This is a genomic window from Fenollaria massiliensis, assembly GCF_000312505.2.
In the GTDB taxonomy this organism is placed as follows: domain Bacteria; phylum Bacillota; class Clostridia; order Tissierellales; family Peptoniphilaceae; genus Fenollaria; species Fenollaria massiliensis.
This window is the reverse complement of sequence record NZ_HG326224.1, coordinates 80,768-107,632: the sequence shown is the minus strand read 5'-3', so window position 1 is coordinate 107,632 and position 26,865 is coordinate 80,768. Positions and strand designations below refer to the sequence as shown.

The following is a 26,865-nucleotide window of genomic DNA, read 5'->3' as shown; positions in this document are numbered from 1 at the left end:
TTATAATGATATCTTCCCTGCATCTACTAGGTCTTGTAAGGCTATCATTAATCCAAGCTTACCTTGCTCTAATGACATTGATCCTTGAAAATAAGCGATATATGGTTCTCTTATCGGGCCATCAGCAGATATCTCTATGGATGAGCCATCTATAAAGCTACCTGATGCCATAATTATTTTGTTCTCATAGCCTGGCATATCCCAAGGCTCTGGTGTTAAGAATGAGTCAACGCAAGCTGCTTTTTGTATTGATTTACAGAACTTTATAAGTATATCTGGGTCTTTGAATTTTATTGCGCAAACTATATCTGATTTGTGCTCGTTAAACTCAGGAGTGCACTCAAAGCCAAGCTTTGTAAACACATAAGAGAATAAACTTTGTGTCTTAAGAGCCTCACAAACTACTCTTGGCGACATATATAAGCCTTGTAGTGTTGTTCTAAGCGTGCCGTAAGATAAGCCAAGCTCTTTACCAAGTCCTGGTGCATATAAGCGGTCTGCAGCTAGCTCAATAAGGTCCTTTCTTCCAACCAGATATCCGCCGCCTAAACTTATGCCAGCGCCAAGATTTTTAAGAAGTGATCCCGCTATGATGTCCGCACCCATATCTGTTGGTTCAATACTATCTGTAAATTCACCATAACAATTATCATACATGATGACAATGTCTGGATGCTTCTCTTTAAACTTAAGCATATCATTCTTTATTGCGTGAAGATTGATTGCCTTTCTAAATTCATATCCAATTGACCTTTGCACAACAATTGCTTTGGTATTTTTTGTGATTTTCAATTCTAAGGCCTCAAAATCGATCGTAGCGCCTTTTAGTTCCACTTGGCTATACATTATACCTTTTTTCATTAAAGAGTCCCTTAAATCTCCAACTAAGCCTATACTTTTTTGTATAGTGTCATAAGGAGCTCCAGTAACGTATATAAATTCATCTCCATGGTTAAGAACCGAAGAAAGCATTATATATATAGCGTGAGTACCAGAAACTATAGAAGTTCTTACTAAAGCATCTTCAGCATTAAAGATATCTTTAAAAATTTCTTCAATTTTATCTCTACCGATGTCACCATAACCGTAACCAGTAGCAAAATAAAAGTCTGATGCAGCCAGATTATTTTTTTGCATAGCATGTATAACTTTTATTTGATTGATCTCTTTATTTTTTTCATATTCTTTATATGTTTCATTTAAATTATCAGAAGCATCATTAACTAAATTTATGACAGCATCAGATAAGTCGTAATTTTTGTAAATATTATTCATTCTTCCACCTTTTTTTAATATCTTTATATATTGTTTTGACTGTTTGCTCTATATCATCAAAGTTCATATCAATGAAATTAGCTTCGCTTTCACGTCTAAACCATGTTAATTGTCTTTTTGCGTAATTTCTTGATTTTTGTTTAATCAGTTCAACAGCTCTTTCATAAGTGATTTCACCTTGCAAATAGCTTATAAGTTCTTTATATCCAATAGCTAAAAGAGCTCTATTTGAAGCGATTTCATCCGGGCTCATGTCCTTTATAATATTTTTAATTTCATTTAAAAGTCCGGCTTCAAGCATTTTGTCGACTCTTTTATTTATTCTGTCGTATAAAAGCTCTCTATCTGTTTGAAGTATATAGATAAGCTTATCGTATTCATCATTGTGCTCTCTGAAATTTTTATTTTCTTCGCTGTATTTATTGCCGCTCTTATATATAACTTCCAAAGCTCTAATTATTCTAAAAGTATCGTTTATACTAAGCTTTTCAGCGCATTCTGGATCTAGCTCTTTTAATTTATTATATAAATATTCCTTGCCATATTTATTTGCATCATTATTTAATTTTTCTCTAAGTTCTTTATCTTCAGCTTCACTGCTAAAATCAAGCTTATATAATAAAGAATTAATATATAGACCAGTTCCACCTATAATTATAGGGATAGTGCTTCGTTTATTCATATCACTAATAAGCTTTTTTGCCTTTTTTTGATAGTCGTAGACTGAGAAATCATCATGAATGCTGACTTCATCTATCATGTGATGTTTTACACCGGACATCTCATCATCAGTTACTTTTGCAGTACCTATGCTCATTTCTTTATATATCTGCATAGAGTCAGATGAAATTATCTCAGCATTTTCAAGTTTTTTAGCAAGCTCAACAGCTACCTTTGATTTACCAATACCAGTTGGTCCTGAAATAACTATAATTTTTTCTTTCATCCTTGTATCCTAAAAAACATCTTTTCAATCATATTCTTCTTTAGTATAACCATACTTGGTCTTCCGTGTGGACAAGTTGTTGGATACTTACATTTTTTAAGGTCTTCAATAAGCTTGTCTATCTCAATATTTGATATCTTATCTCCAGCTTTGATAGCGTTTTTACAAGCATACTTCATAATTTTTTCAACTTTGTAATCATAAATATTAGTTTTTTCGTTATCAAGTATACCGATGATATCTTTAATTAAGTCTAAGCTATAATTACCACCAAATATTATAGGCATACTTCTGACAACTACATTATGATCAGGATATATATCTATAGTAAAGCCAAACTTATTAAGTAGAGCCATATTTTCTTTTATTGTTTCTTCTTCATTAACAGTTAGCTTTACAGGAGATACGCCTTCTATGAACTGTGAATTTACTTTGGAATTCTTAAATTTTTCAGTGAATTCTTCATATAGTATTCTCTCGTGAGCAGCATGTTGATCAATCATAACAACGAAGTCGTTGTTGTAGTCATAAAGCAGTATAAAAGTATTGAACAAAACGCCTTCTATCTTATACGCGTCAAGTATATTGATATCGTCCATAAGTATTTTATTATTATCTTCTTTAGTTTCGTCATCAAATATTAAAAACTCTTCATAATTTTGTTTAGATTCTTTAATATTATTATTTCTATCTTGCAATAAATTTATGTCATTTATGAACTCTTCATCATCAAAAACTGGTATATCTGCATTATTTTCATCTAAATCATTAATTTCATCCTCAGTAAATTCATCGTCATATATTTTATCATTAGATTTAGCATAATTTGTATTATCTATATCATTAATATCCTCTTCATAAGTAATTCTTACTGCATCATCACTTTTTTCTTCATCTTTTTCTACTATATTTAGCTTAGTCTCCTCTTCCCTTTCATCTTTTTTATCTGAAAAGGCAATTTTAAGCTCAACATCATTATTTATTATGCGTTTTAGATTTGAGTTTAATAAGACTAGTAGCTCATCCATATCTTGTATCTTAACTTCGGTCTTAGCTGGATGTATGTTAACATCAAGCATACTTGGGTCTATATCTATAAATAAGAAAAAGACTGGAAATCTATTTAGTGGTATAGTAGATTTATACGCTTCGTTTATTACTTTATTGATAGTTTCATTCCTAACAGTTCTATTATTTATATATAAAAGCTGATTCCTTTTATTGCTTCTATATAGAAGATTATTTGAAATATATCCTCTAATTTTAAATTTATCGCTATTAATATTAACTTCTTTCATATTAATAGCTGTATCATAGCCATAAAGACTGTTAATCCTTTCGTATAAGCTTTGATTACTAAATAAATCAAATATGACCTTATCATTATTCATATATTTAAAGCCAATAGCTGGATTTGCTATAGCAAGTTTATAAAGAAGATCATTTATAAGATTTGATTCATAAGTATCTTTCTTCAAAAACTTCTTTCTTGCAGGAATATTATAGAAGATATCTTCGACAATGATTGATGTGCCTTTATTGGTGGATATATTTTCTATTCTTTTATTCCCATTAAAAAAGCTTATTTTAGAGCCAATCTCTTCTTCTTCAGTCTTACTTATCAAGCTAACATTGCTTATGGCCTTGATGCTCGCTAAAGCTTCGCCTCTAAAGCCCATAGTGTGTATCCTATACAAATCATCAACATTTTCGATTTTGCTTGTAGAGTGCTTAATAAAGGCTAGATTAACATCTTCTCTGTTTATACCGCTGCCATTGTCAGATATTGATATTTTTCTTTTTCCACCATCATATATCTTGATAATTATATTTGTAGCGCCAGCATCTATTGAATTTTCAACAAGTTCTTTGACAACTGAGACTGGTCTTTCTATAACCTCGCCAGCAGCTATCTTATCAACAGTTTCTTTTGATAATACTTTTATCATCTAATCACCTATTTTTTTTGCTTTTTCAATTATCTTATTTAACTCGTTTAGAGCATCCATTGGAGTCATTGAATTTATGTTTATAGCTTTGATTGAATCTACATAAGATCTGTATTTGTATTCATCTAAGCTAATATTTGTACTTTCTTTCTCTTTTTTTCTAACACTTAGGTCTTGGTATTCAAGTCTATCCATCATCTCTTGAGCGCTTGAAATAACGTCATTATTGATACCGCTAAGCTTTGCTACATATATACCGTAGCTTTTATCTTGCGCTTCATTCTTTATCTTTCTTAAGAATATTAAATCTTCACCATCTTCTAATATATCCATAGATATTTGCTCTACATTTTTAAAGCCTTCAGTTAAATGAGGTATTTCGTGGTAATGAGTACTGAAAATTGTTTTAGCCTTGATTTTCTTAGATATATACTCAAGTATTGCAAAGGCTATGGATAAACCATCGTTAGTGCTAGTACCTCTACCAACTTCGTCTAGAACAATGAAACTATCTTTTGTAGCAAATTTTAATATTTCATTTACTTCTTTCATCTCAACCATAAAAGTTGAGTTACCTCTTGATATATCATCTGAAGCACCTATCCTAGTAAATATCCTATCTACAATAGGTAGTTTCGCTTCACTCGCTGGAACGAAGCTTCCTATTTGATTTAGATATAAAGATATTGCAATCTGCCTCATATAAGTCGATTTACCGCTCATATTTGGCCCTGTGATGACTTTTATATACTTATTGGTATCAAAGTATGCATCGTTCTCTATAAAGGCTGTATCTTTGAGATTCTTTTCAATTACAGGATGTCTTGAATTTTTTAGTACAAGATTGTCATCAGATATACTTGCTCTTACATATTTATTTTTTCTTGCAATATATGCAAGATTAACTATAAAATCAAGATAAGCAATTTTTTCACTTAAATTTTTTATTCTAGATAAGCTATCTAATAATTTATTCTTTATATCATTAAATAACTCTTTTTCAAGCGATTCAAATTTATCTTTCGCTGTAAGTATCTCTGTTTCAAGCGCCTTAAGCTCTTCGGTAATAAATCTTTCACTATTAACAAGAGTAGCTCTCTTAATAAAGTAGTCTGGAACCATATTTAAATTTGATTTAGTTACTTCGTAAAAATATCCAAGAATTTTATTGTATTTTATCTTAAGATTTTTAATTTTAGTATTTTTTCTATCTTTATCCTCAAGTAAAAGTATTTCCTTTAAAGAATCATTTTGAAGGCTTCTGTATTTATCAAGCTCTTGATTGTAATTAAGCTTAATTATATAGTCACTATCCATAGAATCTATAGCGATATCTATAAGCTTAACTATGTCATCTAAGGCAAAAAATTTAAAATTATTTCGAATATTTTCATCTTTTATAAGCGCTACAGCATTTTCAGAATATATAATGTAGTCTTTAAGCCTTAGCATATCCTGTTTTGTAACAGTCATCTCATTGATTCTGTTAGAAATTCTGTCTACGTCACGAATATTTTTAAGATAATTTCTAATACCAGTCATTTCTATTTCATTTTTATAAAAATACTCTACTAAATCAAGTCTTTCGTTTATATCACTAGCGTTAATAAGTGGCTTAAGCATAGCATTTTTGAGATATCTAAGACCCATAGCCGTTTTGGTATCATTAAGTATATCAAATAAAGTTTTTGACTTAGTATTGTACGATGAATCTATCTCAAGATTTAGTCTAGTTTGATCATCTAGAATCATGGTTTTAACATCATCATTGATATTTTCAAATTTAAAGTGCTTCAAATCATTTTTTTGAGTATATTCAAGATAAGATATAAGATAATATATAGCAATTATCTTTCTATAATCATTTTTCTTAAGATTTATATTGTGATTTTCTTTTAAGATAGATATGATATCATCAAGATTATTATCAATCTTATAAGTCTTTACATATTCTAGTGACTTTTTACCGAAATACTTAATAAGGTTTTCAAGTTCTGGATAATCATCATTAATAAAAACTTCGGCAACATTATACTTGAATATGCTGTCAACTATGTCATAAACGCTGCTCTTGAGCTTATAATCATGAGCATCGATATCACCTGTTAAATAATCACATTTAACGATGGATGCTCCCATGTCGTCAATATAAAGGTAAATTATATACTTATTAAGCTCTTCTCCGCTTGATGAAGTGCCTGGCGTAACTATCTTAACAATATCTCTTTTGACAAGACCTTGAGCTAGTCTTGGGTCCTCAACTTGATCAACTATAACAACTTTTTTACTCATTTGACCAAGTTTATTGATATAAAAATCAACTGCTTTAGCTGGCACACCGCACATAGGAGCTCTCTCATCTAGTCCGCAGTCGCGTCCTGTTAAGACTAAATCAAGCATTTCACTCGCTTCAATTGCGTCGTCAAAAAACATTTCAAAAAAATCACCAATCCTATACATAACTATAGCATCTTGGTTCTTTTCCTTAAGTTCTACATACTCCTTCATCATAGGAGATAATTTGTCTTTATCTATCTTCAACTTTCTCACCATTTAAAGAAAATGATTTAACATCATTTATTTTTACTTTAACAATATTGCCAATGTCTTTCTCATTAGCTTTAAAGTTAACTAATTTAAACTCTTCAGATCTACCTGAGTAGAAATTGTCATCTTTTGAAGAAGTTCCTTCTACTAATACATTAAGTGTTTTACCTAAATATTTTTTATTTTTTTCTAAGCTAATATCGTTTTGCACTTCAATAAGTCTTTGTAGTCTTGCATTTTTAATATCATCAGGAACTTGATTTTTCATCTTAGCAGCAAGAGTACCAGGTCTAGTTGAGTATATAAAAGTAAATGCTTGATCATAGCCTACCCTTTTAATTAAATCAATGGTATCATCAAAATCAGTATCACTTTCATCAGGAAATCCAACGATGATGTCTGTCGATAAAGCTATATCTCTTTTTAGAGACTTTATCATATCAATTTTTTCTAAATAATCTTCTCTAGTATACTTCCTGTTCATAAGCTTAAGTATTCTATCAGAGCCTGATTGCACAGGTATATGCAAAAATGGCATTAACTTATCTATCTCATCAAAAGCATATATAAGTTCTTTAGATATATCCTTAGGATGTGATGTCATGAATCTGATTCTTTCAAGTCCATCTATATCAGCAATTTTATATATAAGTTCAGCAAAAGAAATTTGAGGGTCTAAAGTTTTTCCATAAGAGTTAACATTTTGTCCAAGTAGAGTCACTTCTTTAACGCCACTATTAACAAGATGCTTGACTTCAGCGATTATATCTTTTGCGTCTCTTGATACTTCCCTGCCTCTTGTGTATGGTACAATGCAATATGTACAAAAATTATCGCAACCATACATAATATTGACATAAGATTTGAAATTATATTTTCTATTTTGGCCAATTGTTTCTCTTGTCTTTAGATTAATGGAATCAATGTTAACAACTTGTTTTTTAGTAGATAGATGCTCTTCAAGCAAATCTTCTAATATGGCAATGGAATTAGTTCCAAATATGATATCTACATGCTTGAACTTATCTTCTAAGAATTGTCTCGATGAGTCGATTTCCATAACACAGCCGCAAACCATGATAATCTTTTCTAAATTTTTAGCTTCCATTGTATGCTTTAAATCGCCAAGATTACCTATAAGTTTATTTTCAGCGTTTTGTCTGACAGCACAGGTATTGAATATGACTATATCAGCATCCTCCATATTGTTAGTCTCTACAAAACCTTCTTTAGATAAAATCCAGCTTATAGATTCGCTGTCGCGTTCATTCATTTGGCAGCCATAAGTTCTAATCATAAAACTTGGTGATTTATTGTATTTATTTTGATAATCATTTATATATTTTGATATACTTTTCAATATTTGTCTAACTCCTAACTAATTAAAGGCACGCCTAGGCGTGCCTTTAAAAATCAATTATTATTGTTCTTCAGATTCAGAATTTTCTATTGCATTTTTAAATAACGCACCCATATCTTCAGATAAATCATCTTCTTGTACAGGTAATTCTTTTGCTTCAGCTTCCTTTACTTCGTGTTTTTCTTCAACTTCGTGTTTTTCTTCTTCATGAACTTCTTCAGCTACTGGAGCTTCTTCTTCATGTTCTTCTTGAACTGGTTCTTCAAGTCTTCTCTTAGATACACTTACCTTTTTGTCGTCATGAATTTCTGTAATCATAACATCGAAGCGATCGCCAACTTTTAATACATCCTTTGGATCATTAACTCTCTTGTGAGAAATTTGTGAAACGTGTAGTAAAGCGTCTACGCCTTCCATGATTCTAACGAAAGCACCATATGATTCAATATTAACAACTTCAACTTCAACAACATCACCTACATGGTATTTTTCAGTAAATACTGACCATGGTTCAGGTACTGTTTGTTTTAATCCAAGTGAAATTCTGTTCTTTTCCTTATCTACTGATAAAACTTTAACTTCAATTTCTTGGCCTTGTTTTAAAACATCCTTAGGATTTCTAATTCTGCCCCAAGTAAGGTCTGTGATGTGAACTAAGCCATCAACTCCGCCTAGGTCTATGAAAGCACCATAATCAACGATTCTTGCTACAGTTCCTTTAATTATTTCGCCTTCTTTAATATTTTCCCAAGCTTCTTCTCTTTTCTTGTCAAGCTCTTGTTTTTCAACAGCTTTTCTTGAGAATACTAATCTTCTCTTATTTATATCAACGTCAATAATTACAACGTCTAAAGTTTGTCCAACAAATTCTTCAAGATTTTCTTTATATCTAACTGATACTAGTGAAGCTGGTATAAATCCTTGAATTCCTTCATAGCTAACAATCAAACCACCCTTAGTAAGTGATTTAACTTTTACGGAAACTATTTCGTTTCTGTCTTTAACTTCTTCGATCTTGTCCCAAACTTCCATTTCTTTCAATTTCTTAGTTGATAGAACAACATTGCCTTCACCGTCGTCAATCTTAACTACATAAACTTTGATCTTATCACCTTGTTTATATAGATCCTTTGGATTAACGTCTTCTTCAGCTAGGTCTTCTTTTTTAATAATACCGTCGCTTCTGAAGTTGATGTTTACACTAACATCGTTGTCAGTTACATAAAGAACTTCGCCTTCAATGATTTCGCCTCTTGATATTCTTTTGAAAGAATCATCAATTGCCTTTATCATTTCATCTTTTTTTGTTTCTTTAGCATCCTCCTTTTTCATTGTTTCTTCGTGGTTTAAATTTTCCATTACTTTAATTGCCTCCTTAATTATATCATCAGGCGCCGAAGCACCTGCTGTAATACCAATTTTATAATCTGGTTTAATTAAACTCATGTCCAGCTCATGAATATTTTCAAGTAAATATGTTTTTGGATTTATATTCTTTGAGATTTCATATAGCTTTTTTGTATTTGAGCTAAAATTTGATCCAAAGACCAAAACTACATCTACTTTCTTTGCAAGCTCTCTAACTGCATTTTGCCTGTTTTCAGTAGCATTGCATATAGTGTTAAATACAAGTACATCCTCATTATGCTCCTTTATGTATTTTGACATCTGATCAAATTTATCATAAATAAATGTTGATTGAGCAAAAACTGCAAGATGCTTTAAGCCAATAATATCTTTTGCTTCATCAAAATCTTTAAGTACTATTGCCTTTGATTTTGAATGAGATACTATAGCTTTTACTTCTGGATGTTCTTTATCACCAGCTATAATAATATTATAACCTATATTTGAATATTTTTCCACTAATTCGTGAATTTTTTTTACTTTTATACAAGTTGTATCACAAATATTTTTATGGTTTTTTTCTAAAAACTTAGTATTTTCAACTGTTTCACCATGTGCGCGTATGATAATATTATTTGAAAAAATTTTTTTATAATCATCAATTTGTTTAAGTCCTAGACGATTAAACTCATCAATCACAGTTTTATTGTGTACTAAATCGCCAACAATTTCTGCTTCTTTATGCTTTTCCAAGAAATCATTCGCTTTTTTTACAGCCAAACGAACTCCAGAACAAAAACCATAATATTTTGCTAAATATATCTTCATTATAATGACAATATCCTTTTCATTAAGTTTTCAGAGAAATCTCCTTCCAATTGTTCAAATTCATCTACATTAATTATTTCTCCAAAAGTAATTTTTACTTTAGAAAAAAGTTTATAGTTTGTTTCAATATGGCATGGAATTATATTTGTGCCAGTTCTTTTAGCAATTAAGTGTATTCCCTCTTTTGCTTTTGCAGTGCCATCGACATTTCTTGTGCCTTCTGGAAAGAAAATTAAATTATTACCATTCTTAAGTGTTCTCATAACATCTTTTATTGCTTTGATATCCGCTTTTTCTCTGTCAACTTTTATTGCGTTTGATTTATTAAGCACAAATCTCATAAATGGATTTTCATAAAGCTCTTTTTTTGCAAAGAAAGCCACATTGGTTCCAAGATTCATAGCTAAAAATATTGGGTCCCAATTTGATCTATGATTACCAGCCAATATAAAATTATTTTCTTGATTTAAATTTTCTTTACCTTTAATATCAAATCTAAAACATAAGTGTCCGATTATTATACCGATAAATCTAATTATTTTATACATTATTTATCTCCATTAATATACGATAGCATCAATTCTACTGTTTCTTCAATATTCTTATCATCTGTGTTAACCTCAATAGCGTCACTCGCTTTTACTAATGGATCTACTTCTCTATGTGAGTCATAGTCATCCCTACGAATTAAATCGTTCTTTATATCTTCAAAATTAACTTCTAAGCCTTTTTCTAGATATTCTTTATATCTTCTTTTTGCTCTAACATCAGCTGAGGCAGTTAAAAAGAATTTATAATTAGCATCTTTCAAAACAACTGTACCAATGTCACGTCCATCCATGATTACAGATGATTTTGAAGCAATTTCTTTTTGAAGGCTAACTAATCTTTTTCTTACGTCTCTATATTGACAAACATAAGAAACATTTTTATCAATTAGCTCATTTCTAATTTTATCGTCAACACAAAGTCCATCGAGAAAGATGTGATTTTCAAAATAATCTATCTTTGTCTTATCAGCTATAGACGTAACATCTTCTTCTGATTTAGGATCAATATTATTATTTAGAACCTTCAATGTTAAAGCTCTATACATTGAACCTGTGTCTACATAGTTTATTTTAAGTTTTTGTGCTAATAACTTTGCTATAGTGCTCTTGCCAGCACTAGTTGGTCCGTCTATTGAGATTTTAATATTATTGTCCATGTATTTATCCTTTCTTAAAGATTTTGTTTTGCCTAAATAAATATCGATTTTATTTATATCATCGTTATAAAATATAGTAGTTCTTATAACGCCTTGCATTTGGCCTTCTACAAGCATTTCATTTAAACATATAAGTGCTGTATCATTAAGACCAATGTATCTCGCTGCGAGTGCTGGATATGCCTTATCTATATCTTGGGTCGCTGTAAATAAAATACATTTTATTTCTTTTTTATCTAATCTATTTACTCTTATTATTTCCTCTAATAAAATTTTGCTTTGATTAATTATTGAACTCGCTGTATTTTGAGCATCTACTGCTCCCCTAATCGCTATCATACTCTCACCTACTCAATGTTCATGGCTGCTTGATATGCTGTTGAAAACGCTATCTGTAAATTATATCCACCTGTTAAAGCGTCTATGTCTAAGACTTCTCCTACTATGTAGAGATTTTTTACTAATTTTGATTCCATAGTCTTTGGGTCAATCTCTTTTACATTTACCCCGCCAGCTGTAATTATTGCTTCATCTATATCTCTTAAAGAATCATATTTTAAATCAAAGTGCTTTAAATTATTGATAATAGCTGTTCTCTCAAACTTAGTTATATCACATGCTTTTTTATAGTAATCTATATTTATTGATTTTAAAAACATATTAATTAATTTTTTTGGCAATAGATTTTCTAAAACCTTTCCAATGGATTTTAAATGTTCTTCTTCAAAAAGTAAAATTAATTTATTATCTAATTGATCATCACTCAATGCAGGTTTTAAATCTAAGATGAGTTTATACGCTTCATTTGCACTCATATAAGATGAAGCACTAAGAATTATTGGACCAGATATGCCAAAGTGTGTGAAAAGCATTTCTCCAAACTCTTTAAAAATTTTTTTCTTTTTTGATTTATAACACTTACTTCTACATTCCGAAGAGATAGTCCCATAAGTTCAAGTCTGTCATCTTTATCTAGACTTGTATTCATCGCAACTAAAGATGCCCTAATAGGCTTTATGCTATGTCCAAATTTTTGAGCTAAATTATATCCATCTCCACTAGAGCCAGTTATTTTGTAGCTCATACCACCACAAGCTATTACAAGATTTCTTGCGTAATCCGCTCCAGAGCTAGTAATAATTTTAAAAATATCTTCGTTTTTATCTATATCTTTAACTACTATTTCATTTTTAAATTTTATATTTAAATCTTTTATGAGCTTTTTAAACATTTCTATGATTTCCATAGCATCATCAGACTGAGGAAAAACACGATTGCCTCTTTCAACTTTAGTCTTTATGCCATTGTCATTAAAAAATTTAATTAGATCAATTGCTGAATAATTATTTAAAGAACTATACATAAATTTTGAATTGTGAACAATATTTTTAAGTATATTCTCATTATCAGAGTAATTGCAGATATTGCATCTACCTTTTCCTGTTATTCTTAGCTTTCTACCGGGATATTTATTCTTGTCGTATAAAATAACTTTTTTACCTCTCTTAGCGCAATGAACAGCAGTAAAAAGACCTGCAGCTCCTGCACCGATAACAGCTACATCATATACATTGTTCATTTATTTATCTTCATAAGGATCAAAATCATATATGTCATAAGACTTATAAATCCTTTCCATTTCTGTTAAATAATCTTGAGTTGACTCTAAGTTTTTAAAGCTTAATCCAGCTATGATTATGTTTATAAGCGATAGTGGAGCAACGAATGAATCTATGAATAGAATTATATCGTTTTTTGCAACCAAAACTAAATCGCTATTTTTAGCAATAGTTGTATTTGTATTATCTGTAAGAGAAATAACCTTACTTCCCTTTGATTTAGCGTATTTAAGTATGCTTACTGATTTTTTTGAGTATCTTGGATAGCTTATGCAGAAGAATGTATCTTCTTCGTTCATGTGTAACATATTCTCATAAACTATATCGTCATCTGAATTAATTATGATAGCGTCTTTACCCATTAATTTTAAGTAGAAGCAGAAATAATTTGCCAAGAAAGATGATGTTCTTAAGCCAAGAACGAAAATTTTTCTGCTTTTATTTAAAATATTTATGCCTTCATAAAGTTTTTCTTTATCAAGATCAGTTTTTAATCTTTTTACGTCGTGTGCATCAGTTGTTAAGCATGATTCAACGAGTTCATCCATGGTTTTTATTTGTCTTAGCTTTATTCTGTCTATATTAGATAGACTTATTTTAGCCAGTTCATGAATATCGTCTTTAAGCTCTTTGTATCCGTCATAACCAAGTAATGTAGCAAATCTTACTACGGTTGATTCACTTAAACCAAGCTCTACAGCAAGTTTTTGAGCAGTTTGAAAGGTTGATTTATGAAAATTGTTAAGAATGTAGTCGGCAATTAACCTCTGCCCTTTACTAAATTGCTTTTTATTTTGTTCAATTCTATAGATTAAATTTTTCTCCATCATCCTCACTCCTCTTCTCTAAAATATATGTTTTACATGGTTTATTCTTTTGATTGATAAACTCTAGCTTAATAACATTAAAAATTTTTTGATCTAAACTATTTAAAAAATCATAAATCTTAATATCTTCTACATTTCCTTCTTCATGACCTGGATATGTAGTTATCACAACAATTGCTCCAAAACTTAGCTTTTCTAATAGTAATTCTATTGATTTTATTGTGCTTTTTGAATTGGTGACAAGCTTTTTATCAGCACCAGGTAGATAACCTAAATTATATATTGCAAAATCAATATCTTCATGTATATCTGATAAATCATCATGACTTTTGTTAAGATAGATACAGTTCTTATATGCGTATGAATCTAATAAAGATTTTGTGTTTTCTATAGCCTTGATTTGAACATCGTAAAGATATAATTTTTCATAATTTGGAGCATTTTGCAATACTCTTAGGCTGTCATGACCATTGCCACAAGTCATATCTACTAGTATCTTTTTATCTTTCAAAAAAGTTTTTAATATATAATCAATAAAATGATTAGTGTTATCTAAGAATTTATATTTCATCTAAATGATTCAACTTCTTCCCTTGATAATTTTCTAAATTCTCCAACCTTTAGTGATCCTAGTTCTAAATCACCAATTTTAACTCTTTTTAACATAAGTACTTTATATCCTAATACTTTAAACATATTTCTAACTTGATGATTTCTACCCTCGCATATTGATATAGATACTAAGGAGCTCTCATCATAAACATTAAGTACCTTTACAATGCTTGGCGCAGTTTTGACCCCATCAAGATATACACCGGTTCTTAGCTTATTAAGATCATTTTTATTAGGCGCTTTATCAAGTTTGGCGATATATTCTTTATATATTTCATGCTTTGGATGCATAATTCCATTAGACCACTCGCCATCGTTTGTTAAAAGCAATAAACCAGTTGTATTTGCATCAAGTCTTCCAACAGGATATATTCTCTTTTTTATCTTATAGTCATATAGATCTGAAATTATTTTTTTTGCGTATTTATCTTTTAATGTAGTCACATAACCTAGCGGCTTATTTAGAGCTATGTATATCTTTCTGTCTTTATCAATGCTAATCACATCACCATTTAACTTAACTATATCATTTTCAGGATCGACAAAACACGGCATTTTCTCAACCACTTTATTATTTACTGTTACTTTCTTTTTTTCTATAAGTTCGTCTGCTCTTCTACGAGATACTTCTGCGTTTTCAGCTATAAACTTATTTAATCTCACTTTCTCCATTATCTTGCCTTTCTATATCAATATCCATGTTTATATTTGGAAGCTCAGACAAATCTTCTATGCCAAAGCTTCTTAAGAAAATATCTGTAGTCCCATAAAGTATAGGCTTACCTGGTGTATCAAGTCTACCTACTTCTTCTATAAGTCCTCTATCAAGTAAAGTATTTACAGGACCGTCGGACTTAACTGATCTAATCTTTTCTATCTCCATCTTAGTTACAGGCTGTTTATATGCGATGATAGATAGTGTTTCAATAGATGCGTTACTTAGATTATTTTTTGTTTTATCACTAAGTAATTTTTTTACATAATGAAAATATAGGTCTCTACTAATAAGCTGATATGTGCTATTCATTCTAATTATTTTTAATCCATCATTACTTGAGTCCATATCATTTCTTAATTCTTCTATCATAGTTTCAGCTTCATCAAGCTCTATTTCACATATCTCACTAATTACTTTTATATCAAGTGGGTCTCCCCAAGCAAATAAAAGCGCTTTAATAATTTGTTTTATATTATTCATTAGTATCACCCATGTATGTGAAGTTTATATCTGAGAATGTTTCTTCTTGCTCATAGTTAATCACTTTGTTTTGAATAAGTTCTAGTACACTTATAAATAATGTGATTACATAAGCTACGTCAACAATTTCTGGAATAAATTCACTTAATTTTAATTTTTTATTCTTTTTAAACCTTTTAACTATATCGTGCGTCATTTTTTTAACACTGTATTTTTCTCTACGTATACTGCTTGGCTCTTGTTTTATAATTGTTCTTTTGTTGGTAAGCAGCTCCACAAGCACCTTTGATAAGTTTTCTAAATCAAAGTTTAAATCTAAAACTTCTTCTTTCTCATCGATCTCATCCATAGGTTTGAACACAAAATTATTTGATTCTTCGTACATAGAGTTTAAATATAAAGACACATCCTTATATATTTTATACTCTAAAATATTTTTGCTTAGTTCAAGTCTAGGATCTTCTTCTACGTTATCTTTTTCAACTGGTATAAGCATCTTAGATTTTATCTCAAGAAGTCTTGAAGCCATTACAAGAAAATCGCTACTCATCTCTACATCAATCTCATCAGATGTATTGATATAGTCAAGAAACTTTTCTGTTATCTCATTGATAGGTATATCAAAGATGTCCATCTTCTCTTTATCTATTAATTCCAATAAAACATCAAAAGGACCTTTGTAGTTACTTATTTCGACATTATACATTATACTATCTTCCCTATTAAATTAATCATAAAATTAACCATTGGTACCAGAATTTTATCAAGTGTACTACTCATTATTAATAAGAGCAATATTATATATCCATATCTTTCGTATTTAATTAAGTAATATTCATATTTTAATGGTAAAAATGAAAATAGTATCTTTGAACCATCTAATGGAGGTATTGGAATAAGATTAAATACACCTAAAATTATATTGAACCAGAAAATACTTAGTAATAATTCTTGCATAAACTCATTTAAATGCATATGCTTCAATATAATTACAGAGATGATTGCCAAGATAAAATTTGTTAATACACCAGCTATAGCAACAAAAAATGTACCCTTTTTTCTATCTCTAAAATTATTTGGGTTTATCATAACTGGTTTTGCCCACCCAAATTTGAAAAATATTAAACAAATAGTTCCTATAGGGTCTAGATGATGTAGTGGGTTCAGTGAAAGTCTACCATCATTTTTAGCAGTTTCATCACCGCATAGATAAGCAGCAAAGCCGTGTGCCATTTCATGAGGAATTATAGCTACAAGAACAGCTATTGACCTTATAATAAATTCATGAAAATTTATATTATCTAGCATTATTTAATCACCTCTAAAATGTGAGTATCATTTATTGAGCTATCTGCATATACTACACTTTCTTTTAATTTCTTTATTTGCATTGGACATAGCTCTTTATTTGATCTTATAGTAAATAGCAAATCACCTTTATCAATTTTGTCTCCAATATTCTTTTCGTTTATCAATCCAACTGTGTAATCAATATTATCCTCTTTTTTTAGTCTTCCTGCGCCAAGCTCATTAAGCGTTTTGGCAATATCTTTTAGCTTATATGAACTTAAATATCCACTAGCATCAGCTAAAATTTCAGTTTCATATTTAGCTTTATCAAATTTATTTATATCTTCAATGTACGATATGTCTCCACCTTGATTGTGAACAAACTTTAAGAACATTTCAAAAGCATAGCCCTTATCTAAAACATTTTTAATTTTTTCTTTGACAAAAGAATATTCTACGTTTTCTATATTAAGAATTAATTCATAAACAATATGATTTATCTCGTCGCACAAGTCATCATAATCTTTGTAATTGCCTTTTAAAAAATCGATTACTTCAATAATCTCTAGGTTATTGCCAACTCTTTTACCAAGAGGCTTATTCATTGAACTTATTATACAAGTAGTTTTTCTTTGAAAAGCCTTTGATATAGCTAGCATTGCTTTGCAAAGCTCTCTAGCTTTGTCAATATTTTCCATAAAAGCGCCGCTACCGCATTTAACATCGATTACTAAGGAGTCATTTCTAAAGCTAAACTTTTTGCTAAGAATCGATGAAGCTATCAAGGGTATTGAGTCAACACTTGCGCATACATCTCTAAGGGCGTAAAGAATTTTATCAGCCTTGGCAATATTTTCTGATTGACTTATTATGAAAAAGCCTAAATCATTAGCAGTTTTTTTAATCCATTCATCACTTTGATTAACTTTAAAACCTGGTATCGATTCAAGTTTATCTAAAGTACCTCCTGTAAATCCAAGGCTTCTGCCACTCATTTTTAAAAATTTATATCCCATAGAAGCAAGTATTGGACCAAGTATTAGGCTTACTTTATCTCCTACACCTCCAGTTGAGTGCTTATCGAGTATAGCTGAGTCAATACCTTTAAAATCTACATATTCACCATTGTCTATTATTGCCTTAGTTAAATAATATGTCTCTTCATCGTTAAGTCCATTCAAAAAAATTGCCATAAGTAGACTAGATGTTTGATAGTCAGCAATGGATTCATCTAATATACCCCTGATAAAAAAGTCAATTTCGTTTTTATTTAATAACTTTTTATCTCTTTTCTTTTCAATTATGTTAATTATTTTCATTTTTATTTTTTAAATAATCATAAGCATAGTTAATAGCAATGATTGAGCTTGCGTTTTGAACTTCTCCATATAAAACCTTTTTTCTTAGTTCTTCTATCTCAATCTCTTCTACTTCTAAAAATTCTCCATCATCAAGGTGTTGCTCTGTTTTTACTAAATCTTCTGCCAAAAATAAATCGATTTTTTCGTCAGAATATCCAGGTGATGTGTAAAACTCCATGATATATTTTGGGTTTTCGCATAAATAACCTGTTTCTTCCTCAAGCTCTCTAGTGGCAGCTTGTACAGGCGTTTCTTGAACTTCAACAAGACCAGCAGGTACTTCTAATAAAGTTTTTTCAACTGCCTTTCTGTATTGTCTAACCATTAAAAGCTTAGTTCCTTTTATTGCAATAATTACAACAGCAGGCTTATGCTCAATTATTTCTCTTTTAGAATATTTTTTATTAGGCATTTCAATAGTATCAATACGCAAACTTAGTATTTTGCCTTGATAAATCTTTTCGCTTTTTAACGTTGTTTCTACTTCAATATTTTCCATTCTATTCCTCACTTTTTAATAATTCTTTAGCATTTTTTATAGCTATATCACTAATTTTACCTGAGCTTAATAGCCTTGCTAGTTCTAAAACTCTTCCATCATAGTCAAGCCTACGAACATGGCTTATGGTAGCTTCGTTCTCATTAGCTTTTTCTACTAGATAATGTTCTTTTGCCTTAGCTAAAATTTGTGGCAAATGTGATATAGATATTATCTGGTATTTATTTGATAATTCTTTTAATTTATTTGCAAGGCAGCTTGCTGTGTAGCCGCTAAGTCCTGCATCTATCTCATCAAAGATGATAGTGTCAATATTGTCAAAATCAGCTCCTAAATTTTTTATGGCAAGCATTAGTCTTGACATTTCACCGCCAGATATAATTTCACTAATAGGCTTAACAGATTGACCTTTATTTGCGCTCATAAGTATTTCTACTTCGTCATAGCCGTATTCTTTCATGGCCTTCTTCGTCTCGACTGATATCTCGACCTGAATATTATTCATATTTAGTGTTTTTAATTCATCTTCTAGCATCTTTGAAATCTTTTTCGCTAGTGCTTTTCTTTTCTTGCTTAATTCATCTGCTTTTATGTCAAATGATTTTTTATAATCAATTAAAGATTTCTCTAAATTTTCCCTTTCTATCTCAATATTTTTTATTTCTTTAAGCTTTTTGTCCAAGTCTTCCCTATATAGATTAATATCTGAAATTGTGTTGCCATATTTATATTTAATCCTGTTTATCTCATCAATTCTTTTATTTAACTCATATAGCCTTTCTCGATCATAATCAATTGAATCAGAAAAATAATTTATCTCTTCATTTATATCTTTTATAAGCTCTTGATAATCCATGAGTTTTTCGTACCAAGATGCAGCATCTTTTGAGTACTCTTTTAAATCATCTACAAGGTTACTTGCATCTGAGAGTAAGGCATCAACGCTATAGTTTTCACTTTCTCTTAAAATTTGATTTATCTTATAAGATGTTTTCTTTATCTCCTCACTAGAGTTAAGCCTTTTTATTTCGGCCTCTAGCTCTTCGTCTTCACCTTCCAAAATTTCAGCTTTATCGATCTCATTTTTTTGAAATTCAATAAAGTCTATCTGATTATCAATCTCTTTTTGATTACTTGGAAGCTCTTTTAAACGCTTATTTGTTTTATCTATTTTATTATATAAATCCTCAATTTCGCTAAGTAAAGATTTATATTCATTATCTCCAAAATAATCAAGTATATATATGTGTTCATTTTTGTCTAGTAGAGTAAATTGCTCTTTTTGTCCTAATATGTTAATGCTAATATTACTTATTTCACTCAAATCTTTAAGCGTTATACTCATATCATTAATATAATTCTCACTTGATTTATCCCTATATATAGTTCTTTTTAAAATAATAGGACTTTTCAGTTTTGTATTCAAAATTTGATTAATTTTGCTTAATTTTTTATTATCTAAATCAATATGAGCTTCAATACTTGAAAATTCTTTACCATCTCTAATTTGATTTTTGCTCGCTTTTGCACCAAGCACAACAGCTAAGGCGTCGACAATGATGGATTTACCACTACCAGTTTCGCCTGATATAGCGGAAAAACCATTGTCAAAATCAAGATCTAATGAATCAATTATAGCAAAATCTTTAATATATAATTTTTTAAGCATATATTCACCTACTTAAAGAATCTTTTACTAATTTTTTAATATCAATATTTCTTGCAATGTCTTTTCTTGTAAATAATGCAAGGTACTCAATATTACCTTCCCCGCCTTCTATAGGCGATTTGCATATATCATTTAAATAAAGGCCTTTTGCATGAAAAGATAATATCACTTTATTTATTGCATCTATATGTAATTTAGCATCATTAAATATGCCATTTTTTCTCTTTATTTTGCCTGATTCAAATTGTGGCTTAATTAAAACTACAAGTTTACTTTTTTCATTTACAAGCAAATTAAAAGCATCAGCTAATAATGTTAATGATATAAAACTTAAATCTGATGTAATTATATCAAAATCTTCACTAAAAGTATCCTCTTTAATATTTCTTGCATCAAAAGATTCAATAGATATAACTTTTTCATTCTCTTTTAAAGATGGATGAAGTTGATCTTTACCAACATCTACAGCATAAACTAAACGTGCCCCATTCTTTACTAAAACATCTGTGAAGCCTCCAGTAGACGCTCCTATATCAATGCATACTTTGTCATTAATCTCTAAATTAAATGCATTCTATTGCTTTTATTAACTTAAGCGCGCCCCTTGATACATATCTTGTTATATCATTATCTGCATTTATTTCTACAATATAATTTTCATTAACATCATAACTTGGGCTAAGTATAATTTTGCCATTGACATAGACAAATGAACCAAGAATTAACTTTTTAGCTTTTGTCCTACTATCAATATCTTTAAATTCGTTTAAATACTTATCTAATCTCATATTATTTATTATTTTTAAAAATATTTCTAAATTTTAAAATTATCTTTGAAATAAAAAATATTATTTCTCTATATTTATTTATTGCAACGGATTTACCTAAAGATTTGCCTCCAACTGTAAAACCAGCGACTGATGCTGTAATTAAAGTACCTATAAGAGCTATGTTTATATCGTTAAATTTATCATAAATTTTGCTAAGAAGACTCGCACCTAAGGCACCTGAGATAATTCCAGCCATGTCACCGATTACGTCATTACAAAAGCTTGATACCTTATCAGCATTTTTAATTAAATCAATAGCTACTTTTCCTTCTTGTATGCGGTTTGCAGCCATTGAATGAAATAGTTTTTGATCTGCACTAGTTACGCTCACGCCTATAATATCAAATATTATACCAATAAGTATAACGGAAAGAAGCATAATAACACCGACGAAAATATTTACGTCTTTAAGTAAATGGTCTAGTAAAAACGATAAGGCGACAGACATAATAAATGTAAACATGGTTATGAGCATTGTCCACCTATAATCTGTTTTAGACGTTTTGCTTTTTTTATTTTTTTCTATTTTATTTATACTTTTTTCTTTATATTTATTTTTTAGTTTCAAAATATACTCCTATATAAGTTTAGGCTTATTATATATTACCTAATTTGATAATATTAAAACATTAATTTACAATAAAAGCTGATAGTTACCTATCAGCTATAGTGGCAACTAAAAAAGTAAATCTTACGGCTTAGGTCCAGTTGGTTTTCCCTTACTAAGGCTATATGTCACCAATCATAGCGGTTTCCCATTAATTTAGTAATTATACTGTTGCCAAATATAATACTGGATTGCCACTTAGTCCGCACTGTAATCCCTTTTTAGTCATCTTACGATTTAGTCTAGAAGTTTTCCCAAACAGTATTTTATATCCTTAGCCTCTTTTGCAATTTAGGTTTCGATAACTTTTTTTATTGTTCTCTGGCCACAAGTTCAATAAAAAGACCTTATCATCCGCACTAGACCACTCAAGGCAAGCTACACTATTTATAAAAAATAGGTCTACATAAGATAAATCTTACGCCTCCGCGACAGCAGGGTCAACGCCTACATGCCGTTGTAGATCGCCCCATCTGTCTTACTCTCAAAGAATGCCCATGACTGGGCGTCACAAGCACAAATCAAGAACTTCATCGATACGCTCTTTGGCGGATTTTTAGCCCCGCCTTCATGATATAGAATACTGACTAGAATACTACACCACTAATTTGATTATACTATAATAGTGGTATTTTGTCAATTAAAATAAGCTTATCTGGTTGGTTTCATGCATATCTTTAAAAAAGTTTATAGATTTTAAATATGCAATTACTGTGCTGTTGACCTGAGTCCTTTTTTGAAAGTCCTCAATTGAGTTAAACTCTTTAAGTTCTCTCTCTCTAATTATGTTATTAGCTGGATCTTTACCAAGTCCAGCAATTACTGTAAATGGCGGAATGATTTCACCATCAATAACAGTAAATTTTGTTGCTAGAGATTTATCTAAATCTATTGGCGCAATACTTATATTTCTAAGCTGCATTTCTTTAACTACTTCTGCTAAAGATAACAGATCTTCATCTTTTTTCTTTGCTTGTGGGTTTTGAGAAATTTCTCTCATCAACGCATCTAAATTATCAATTTTTTGAACAAGAGCGTCATAATCAAAATCATTTATCTTTTGAGTAAAATATGTTGCATAGAATGCGGCTGGATAATAAATTTTATACCAAGCAAGTCTGTAGCTCATCATAACATAGGCAGCAGCGTGCGCTTTTGGAAATAGATATGAAATTTTATGACAGCTATCTAGGTACCACTCTGGTAGTGGATACTTCTTTATTTCATCTTCATAATTTATAATTATAGTTTCATTATCAACAATTTTCTTTTGTATTAATGGTTTACCTTTTCTAACAAACTCCATTATTTTAAATGCTGTAGATTTATCCATGCCTGCATCAATTAACTGGTTCATGATGTCATCTCTAGTAGAAATAACTTCTGACATAGGTACATTCATCTCATTTACAAGTTTTTCTGCGTTACTATTCCAAACGTTTGTTCCATGTGAAAGACCACTTATTCTAACAAGATCTGAGAATGTTTTTGGTTTTGTATCTTTAAGCATGCCTCTAACAAAGTTTGTACCAAATTCTGGTATAGCTATGGTTCCTACGCCAAATTTTAAATCATCTTTATCAATATCTAAAGCCTCAGTTGATGAAAATATTGACAATGTTTTTTCATCATCAAATGGTATTTCTTCAATTTTAGTATTAGTTAGGTCTTCAAGATTTTTTATAATGTTAGGAACATCATGACCAAGAAGGTCAAGCTTAAGTATTTTACCGCTTATGGAGTGATAATCGAAATGCGTTGTAATTATATCTGTTCCCATGTCATCAGCTGGTTTTTGAACTGGAGTAAAATCTAGTATGCTCTTATTTTTAGGAACTACCATTACCCCGCCAGCGTGTTGGCCAGTTGTTCTCTTTGAGCCTTTTATTCTTTTACTTAAAAACATAGCGTGCAAATATGAAATATTTTTATTTTTCTTCTCAAGATAATCCAAGATACAAGCAGCAGCAGTCTTATCAGCTAGAGTGCCAATGGTTCCAGCTCTGAATACAAAATTTTCACCGAATATCTTTTCTGTATTTTTATGTGCTGTCAATTGATAATCGCCCGCAAAGTTTAGGTCTATATCTGGTTCCTTATCTCCATTAAAGCCTAAAAATACTTCGAATGGTATCTTTTGTCCGTCTCTATTCATCTCATGTGAACATATTGGACAGTTTTTACGAGGAAGGTCAAAGCCTGAATCATATTTTGGATCATCGACAAATTCGCTGTGCTTACAATTTGGGCACACATAGTGAGGTATAAGTGGATTAACCTCAGTTATATCACTCATTGTAGCCGCAAAAGATGAACCAACAGATCCTCTTGATCCAACTACGTAACCATCTGCATTTGACTGCAAAATAAGTTTTCTTGCTATGATGTATAAAACTGCATAACCATTACCAATTATTGAATCAAGCTCTTTATCAAGCCTCTTTTTAACTATCTCAGGAAGTGGATCTCCATATATGCTTGTAGCTTTATTATAGCAGCAGTCTCTAAGGTCTTTATCTGAATTTTCAATAAATGGTGGGAAGGTATCTTTAGGAATTGGCCTTATATTTTCAAATTTCTCTGCAAATGCTAAAGTATTATCAATAACAATTTCTTTTGTTTCCTCTTCGCTTAAGTATGGAAAACTATTTAATAATTCCTTTGTAGTTTTAAAATAATGATCTGTGTTATTACATTCTTTTCTACTTCCTACAAAATTTTTTCTGTTAAAGACTAAAATTGATCTATAGACACTATCACTTTGATCAATATAATAAACATCGCCATTAGCAAGTACTGGAACATTTACTTCTTTTGCTGCATCATATAGCCTTCTATTGATATTTCTAATTGAATCCATTTCGTGAAGGCTCTCATCTTCGATTAAATAAAGATATTGGCCCATTGGTTGAAGCTCGACAAAGTCATAGTATTTGATCATTTCTTTAAGTTTATCGATCTCTTCACATCTAATTAAGGCGTTGTATATAGGGCCGTTGTAAGAGCCTCCTCCTACTAAAAGGCCTTCTCTGTTTTCATCTATTTGACTTTTATAAACAATTGGCTGTCTATTGTAATTATCAATATGAGATAGAGAAATCAGTCTATATAAATTTTTTAAACCTGTTAAATTTGTAGCAAATATTGAAATATTGTGAACATTATAATAATTTTGTGATTTGATTTTTGACATATCGTCAAGATTATTGCAATTTTGTTCTTTTAATAAATCTAAAAGCTTTAAGAACACAAAACCTGTAGCTGTCGCGTCATCTATTGCTCTATGATGATTTTCTAGATTGATATTAAATAGAGCTGTTAATGTATCTAGTCTATGCTTTTTCAAATCTGGCAATAAATATCTAGAAAGTTCAAGTGTATCTATATATTCATAATCAAATTTGATTCCTTTTCTGTGCATAGAGCTTTTAATAAAAGAAATATCGAATTCAGCGTTATGAGCGACTAAAACTGAATCTTTACAAAAGTCCATAAAATTTTCTAATATTTCATCAAATGATGGACAGCCAGCTACAGTAGCATCATCAATTGTAGTTAATTCTGTAATTCTATACGGTATATGAAAACCTGGATCAGTAAATTCTGAGAAATTATCTATAACTTTGCCATCTTTTATCTTCACAGCGCCCATTTCTATAACTCTATCGTCAGTTGCTGAAAAGCCTGTAGTTTCTACGTCAAAAACAACAAAGGTGTTTTTGTTATCGCCTTTGTAATTGTTTACTAAAGTTTTTGTATCGTCAAATAAATTCGCTTCTACACCATATAAAGGTTTAATACCTGTTTCTATAGCTGCATCCATAATTTCTGGATAGCTTTGAACAACATTTTTGTCCATGAAGCCGAGCGAATCATAGCCTCTCTTTTTTGCTTCTTTAAAATATTCTTTAGCTGATATAAAGCCTTCTTGACTTGACATCTTAGTGTGTAGTCCTATTTCTACCCTCTTTATATCTTCTGTTTCTTCATCTGTTTTTTCTTCATTAATTATTTCATAGCTGTAAATCTTTATGCTCATGATATTTTGGAAAAGATTAACATTGCCGCAAAGGTATAATTTAACTCCGTTATCTATATCATATTCATAATCATATTTTCCTTCTTTATTTTTTCTTATGAATTTACTAACTCTGATAGCCTCTTCACCGTCATCTACAGCAAATTTAACTAAGGCATAATCATCTCTGTCAACAAACTCATAAGCAAAGACTTCTCCTTGTATTGTAATAAAGTCCATGTCAGAAGTGATATCTTTTATCTTGATGCATTTATTTTTATCAATTTCTTTTTTCTTTCTGAAAAATGATTTTTTACCGCCGTTTTCAGCACTTGCTTCGCTTTTTTTCTTTTCTTCTTTAACAATTTTAAAGCTTTCACTTATTTGTTCAGCGTTATTTTTTAATTGATCGATAAATTCTTCTTTATTGATAACAATTTCTTTGCATTTAGTTTTTATAGCCTTATTTTCAAAGCTTGTACACAAAGATCTCATCAGTTCAAGGAAAGGATTTGCATTGAAGCTATCTAGTATTAGCTGATTATCAAGTGTAAATGTATATGATGCATCATCTTCTTCATAGCTTAATGCTTTTTCATCGATATCAGTAAATTCATTTCTTATTGAATTGAAATATTCACTGCACTTTGTATATTGTATTGCATTAATATTTACATCTGATAAAGAGAATTTTAAAAAAGTAGACTTAATTAATTCATCTACTTTTGGAGCTAGACTTTGCTCTTTCAAATTATAATAATAAGTTATTTTAAGTGTCTTTTCATTAAGAACAGGACTTTCGAAAAATATCTTATCATCATCTGAAAGAAAATCTATATTTATATTCAGTTCTTCAGGTTTAAATAATTTTATCAT

At 30.1% G+C, this 26,865-nt stretch carries 21 protein-coding genes and 1 pseudogene; all 22 read right to left on the bottom strand.

The genetic code is table 11. The features are described 5' to 3' along the window. The 22 genes and pseudogenes from BN30_RS00545 to BN30_RS08540 all read right to left on the bottom strand — a co-directional run bounded on the left by BN30_RS00545 (position 1) and on the right by BN30_RS08540 (position 26,865). Positions 1-1,275 (bottom strand): methionine gamma-lyase family protein, encoded by a 1,275-nt coding sequence (locus BN30_RS00545; RefSeq protein WP_019213577.1) that lies wholly within the window; start codon positions 1,273-1,275, stop codon positions 1-3. Next, positions 1,268-2,221: a tRNA (adenosine(37)-N6)-dimethylallyltransferase MiaA gene (miaA, locus tag BN30_RS00540; RefSeq protein WP_019213576.1), complete on the bottom strand. Its 954-nt coding sequence runs from the start codon at positions 2,219-2,221 to the stop codon at positions 1,268-1,270. The genes BN30_RS00545 and miaA overlap by 8 nt, the downstream gene beginning before the upstream one ends. Next, entirely contained in the window at positions 2,218-4,170 is a 1,953-nt protein-coding gene (mutL, locus tag BN30_RS00535) for a DNA mismatch repair endonuclease MutL (RefSeq protein WP_019213575.1), read from the bottom strand. The genes miaA and mutL overlap by 4 nt, the downstream gene beginning before the upstream one ends. Further along, positions 4,171-6,711, bottom strand: coding sequence for a DNA mismatch repair protein MutS (gene mutS / locus BN30_RS00530; RefSeq protein ID WP_019213574.1), 2,541 nt, complete (start codon positions 6,709-6,711; stop codon positions 4,171-4,173). Next, positions 6,698-8,056: a tRNA (N6-isopentenyl adenosine(37)-C2)-methylthiotransferase MiaB gene (miaB, locus tag BN30_RS00525; RefSeq protein ID WP_423219271.1), complete on the bottom strand. Its 1,359-nt coding sequence runs from the start codon at positions 8,054-8,056 to the stop codon at positions 6,698-6,700. The genes mutS and miaB overlap by 14 nt, the downstream gene beginning before the upstream one ends. An 81-nt stretch (positions 8,057-8,137) precedes the next feature. Further along, positions 8,138-10,252, bottom strand: a complete 2,115-nt coding sequence (locus BN30_RS08560; protein ID WP_034450060.1) for a bifunctional 4-hydroxy-3-methylbut-2-enyl diphosphate reductase/30S ribosomal protein S1 — start codon at positions 10,250-10,252, stop codon at positions 8,138-8,140. After that, complete coding sequence (locus BN30_RS00515) at positions 10,252-10,800, bottom strand: lysophospholipid acyltransferase family protein (RefSeq protein ID WP_019213571.1); 549 nt, start codon at positions 10,798-10,800, stop codon at positions 10,252-10,254. The genes BN30_RS08560 and BN30_RS00515 overlap by 1 nt, the downstream gene beginning before the upstream one ends. Next, positions 10,800-11,798: a (d)CMP kinase gene (gene cmk, locus BN30_RS00510; protein ID WP_019213570.1), complete on the bottom strand. Its 999-nt coding sequence runs from the start codon at positions 11,796-11,798 to the stop codon at positions 10,800-10,802. Before cmk ends, BN30_RS00515 begins: the two co-directional genes overlap by 1 nt. Before the next feature lie 80 nt (positions 11,799-11,878). Then, positions 11,879-13,038: pseudogene (locus BN30_RS10430) on the bottom strand (BaiN/RdsA family NAD(P)/FAD-dependent oxidoreductase); the annotation flags it as partial. Further along, the gene (locus tag BN30_RS00500) at positions 13,039-13,905 is read right to left on the bottom strand and encodes a MurR/RpiR family transcriptional regulator (protein WP_019213568.1); all 867 of its coding nucleotides are present in this window, start codon (positions 13,903-13,905) and stop codon (positions 13,039-13,041) included. Next, on the bottom strand, positions 13,883-14,476 hold the full coding sequence (mnmM, locus tag BN30_RS08550; RefSeq protein ID WP_019213567.1) for a tRNA 5-(aminomethyl)-2-thiouridylate-methyltransferase MnmM: 594 nt from the start codon (positions 14,474-14,476) through the stop codon (positions 13,883-13,885). Before mnmM ends, BN30_RS00500 begins: the two co-directional genes overlap by 23 nt. Further along, complete coding sequence (locus BN30_RS00490) at positions 14,473-15,189, bottom strand: pseudouridine synthase (protein WP_019213566.1); 717 nt, start codon at positions 15,187-15,189, stop codon at positions 14,473-14,475. The genes mnmM and BN30_RS00490 overlap by 4 nt, the downstream gene beginning before the upstream one ends. Then, positions 15,167-15,715 carry an SMC-Scp complex subunit ScpB gene (gene scpB, locus BN30_RS00485; RefSeq protein WP_019213565.1) on the bottom strand — a complete coding sequence of 183 codons (549 nt, stop codon included), beginning with the start codon at positions 15,713-15,715 and terminating at the stop codon, positions 15,167-15,169. The genes BN30_RS00490 and scpB overlap by 23 nt, the downstream gene beginning before the upstream one ends. Continuing rightward, positions 15,708-16,421, bottom strand: coding sequence for a segregation and condensation protein A (locus tag BN30_RS00480; protein WP_019213564.1), 714 nt, complete (start codon positions 16,419-16,421; stop codon positions 15,708-15,710). The genes scpB and BN30_RS00480 overlap by 8 nt, the downstream gene beginning before the upstream one ends. Beyond that, entirely contained in the window at positions 16,421-17,023 is a 603-nt protein-coding gene (locus BN30_RS00475) for a site-2 protease family protein (protein WP_019213563.1), read from the bottom strand. Before BN30_RS00475 ends, BN30_RS00480 begins: the two co-directional genes overlap by 1 nt. Beyond that, complete coding sequence (locus BN30_RS00470) at positions 17,023-18,324, bottom strand: thymidine phosphorylase (RefSeq protein ID WP_019213562.1); 1,302 nt, start codon at positions 18,322-18,324, stop codon at positions 17,023-17,025. Before BN30_RS00470 ends, BN30_RS00475 begins: the two co-directional genes overlap by 1 nt. Further along, positions 18,311-18,865, bottom strand: a complete 555-nt coding sequence (locus BN30_RS00465) for an NUDIX hydrolase (RefSeq protein ID WP_019213561.1) — start codon at positions 18,863-18,865, stop codon at positions 18,311-18,313. The genes BN30_RS00470 and BN30_RS00465 overlap by 14 nt, the downstream gene beginning before the upstream one ends. Before the next feature lies 1 nt (position 18,866). Next, the gene (gene recN, locus BN30_RS00460) at positions 18,867-20,534 is read right to left on the bottom strand and encodes a DNA repair protein RecN (RefSeq protein WP_019213560.1); all 1,668 of its coding nucleotides are present in this window, start codon (positions 20,532-20,534) and stop codon (positions 18,867-18,869) included. 4 nt (positions 20,535-20,538) lie between these two features. After that, positions 20,539-21,066: an SAM-dependent methyltransferase gene (locus BN30_RS09745; protein ID WP_242824740.1), complete on the bottom strand. Its 528-nt coding sequence runs from the start codon at positions 21,064-21,066 to the stop codon at positions 20,539-20,541. Between the two features lie 31 nt (positions 21,067-21,097). Next, a complete protein-coding gene (locus BN30_RS09515; protein ID WP_019213558.1) occupies positions 21,098-21,322 on the bottom strand; it encodes a S4 domain-containing protein in 225 nt (74 codons plus the stop codon). Between the two features lies 1 nt (position 21,323). After that, entirely contained in the window at positions 21,324-21,932 is a 609-nt protein-coding gene (locus BN30_RS00445) for a hypothetical protein (RefSeq protein WP_019213557.1), read from the bottom strand. A gap of 679 nt (positions 21,933-22,611) precedes the next feature. Beyond that, positions 22,612-26,865, bottom strand: coding sequence for a PolC-type DNA polymerase III (locus BN30_RS08540; RefSeq protein ID WP_019213556.1), 4,254 nt, complete (start codon positions 26,863-26,865; stop codon positions 22,612-22,614).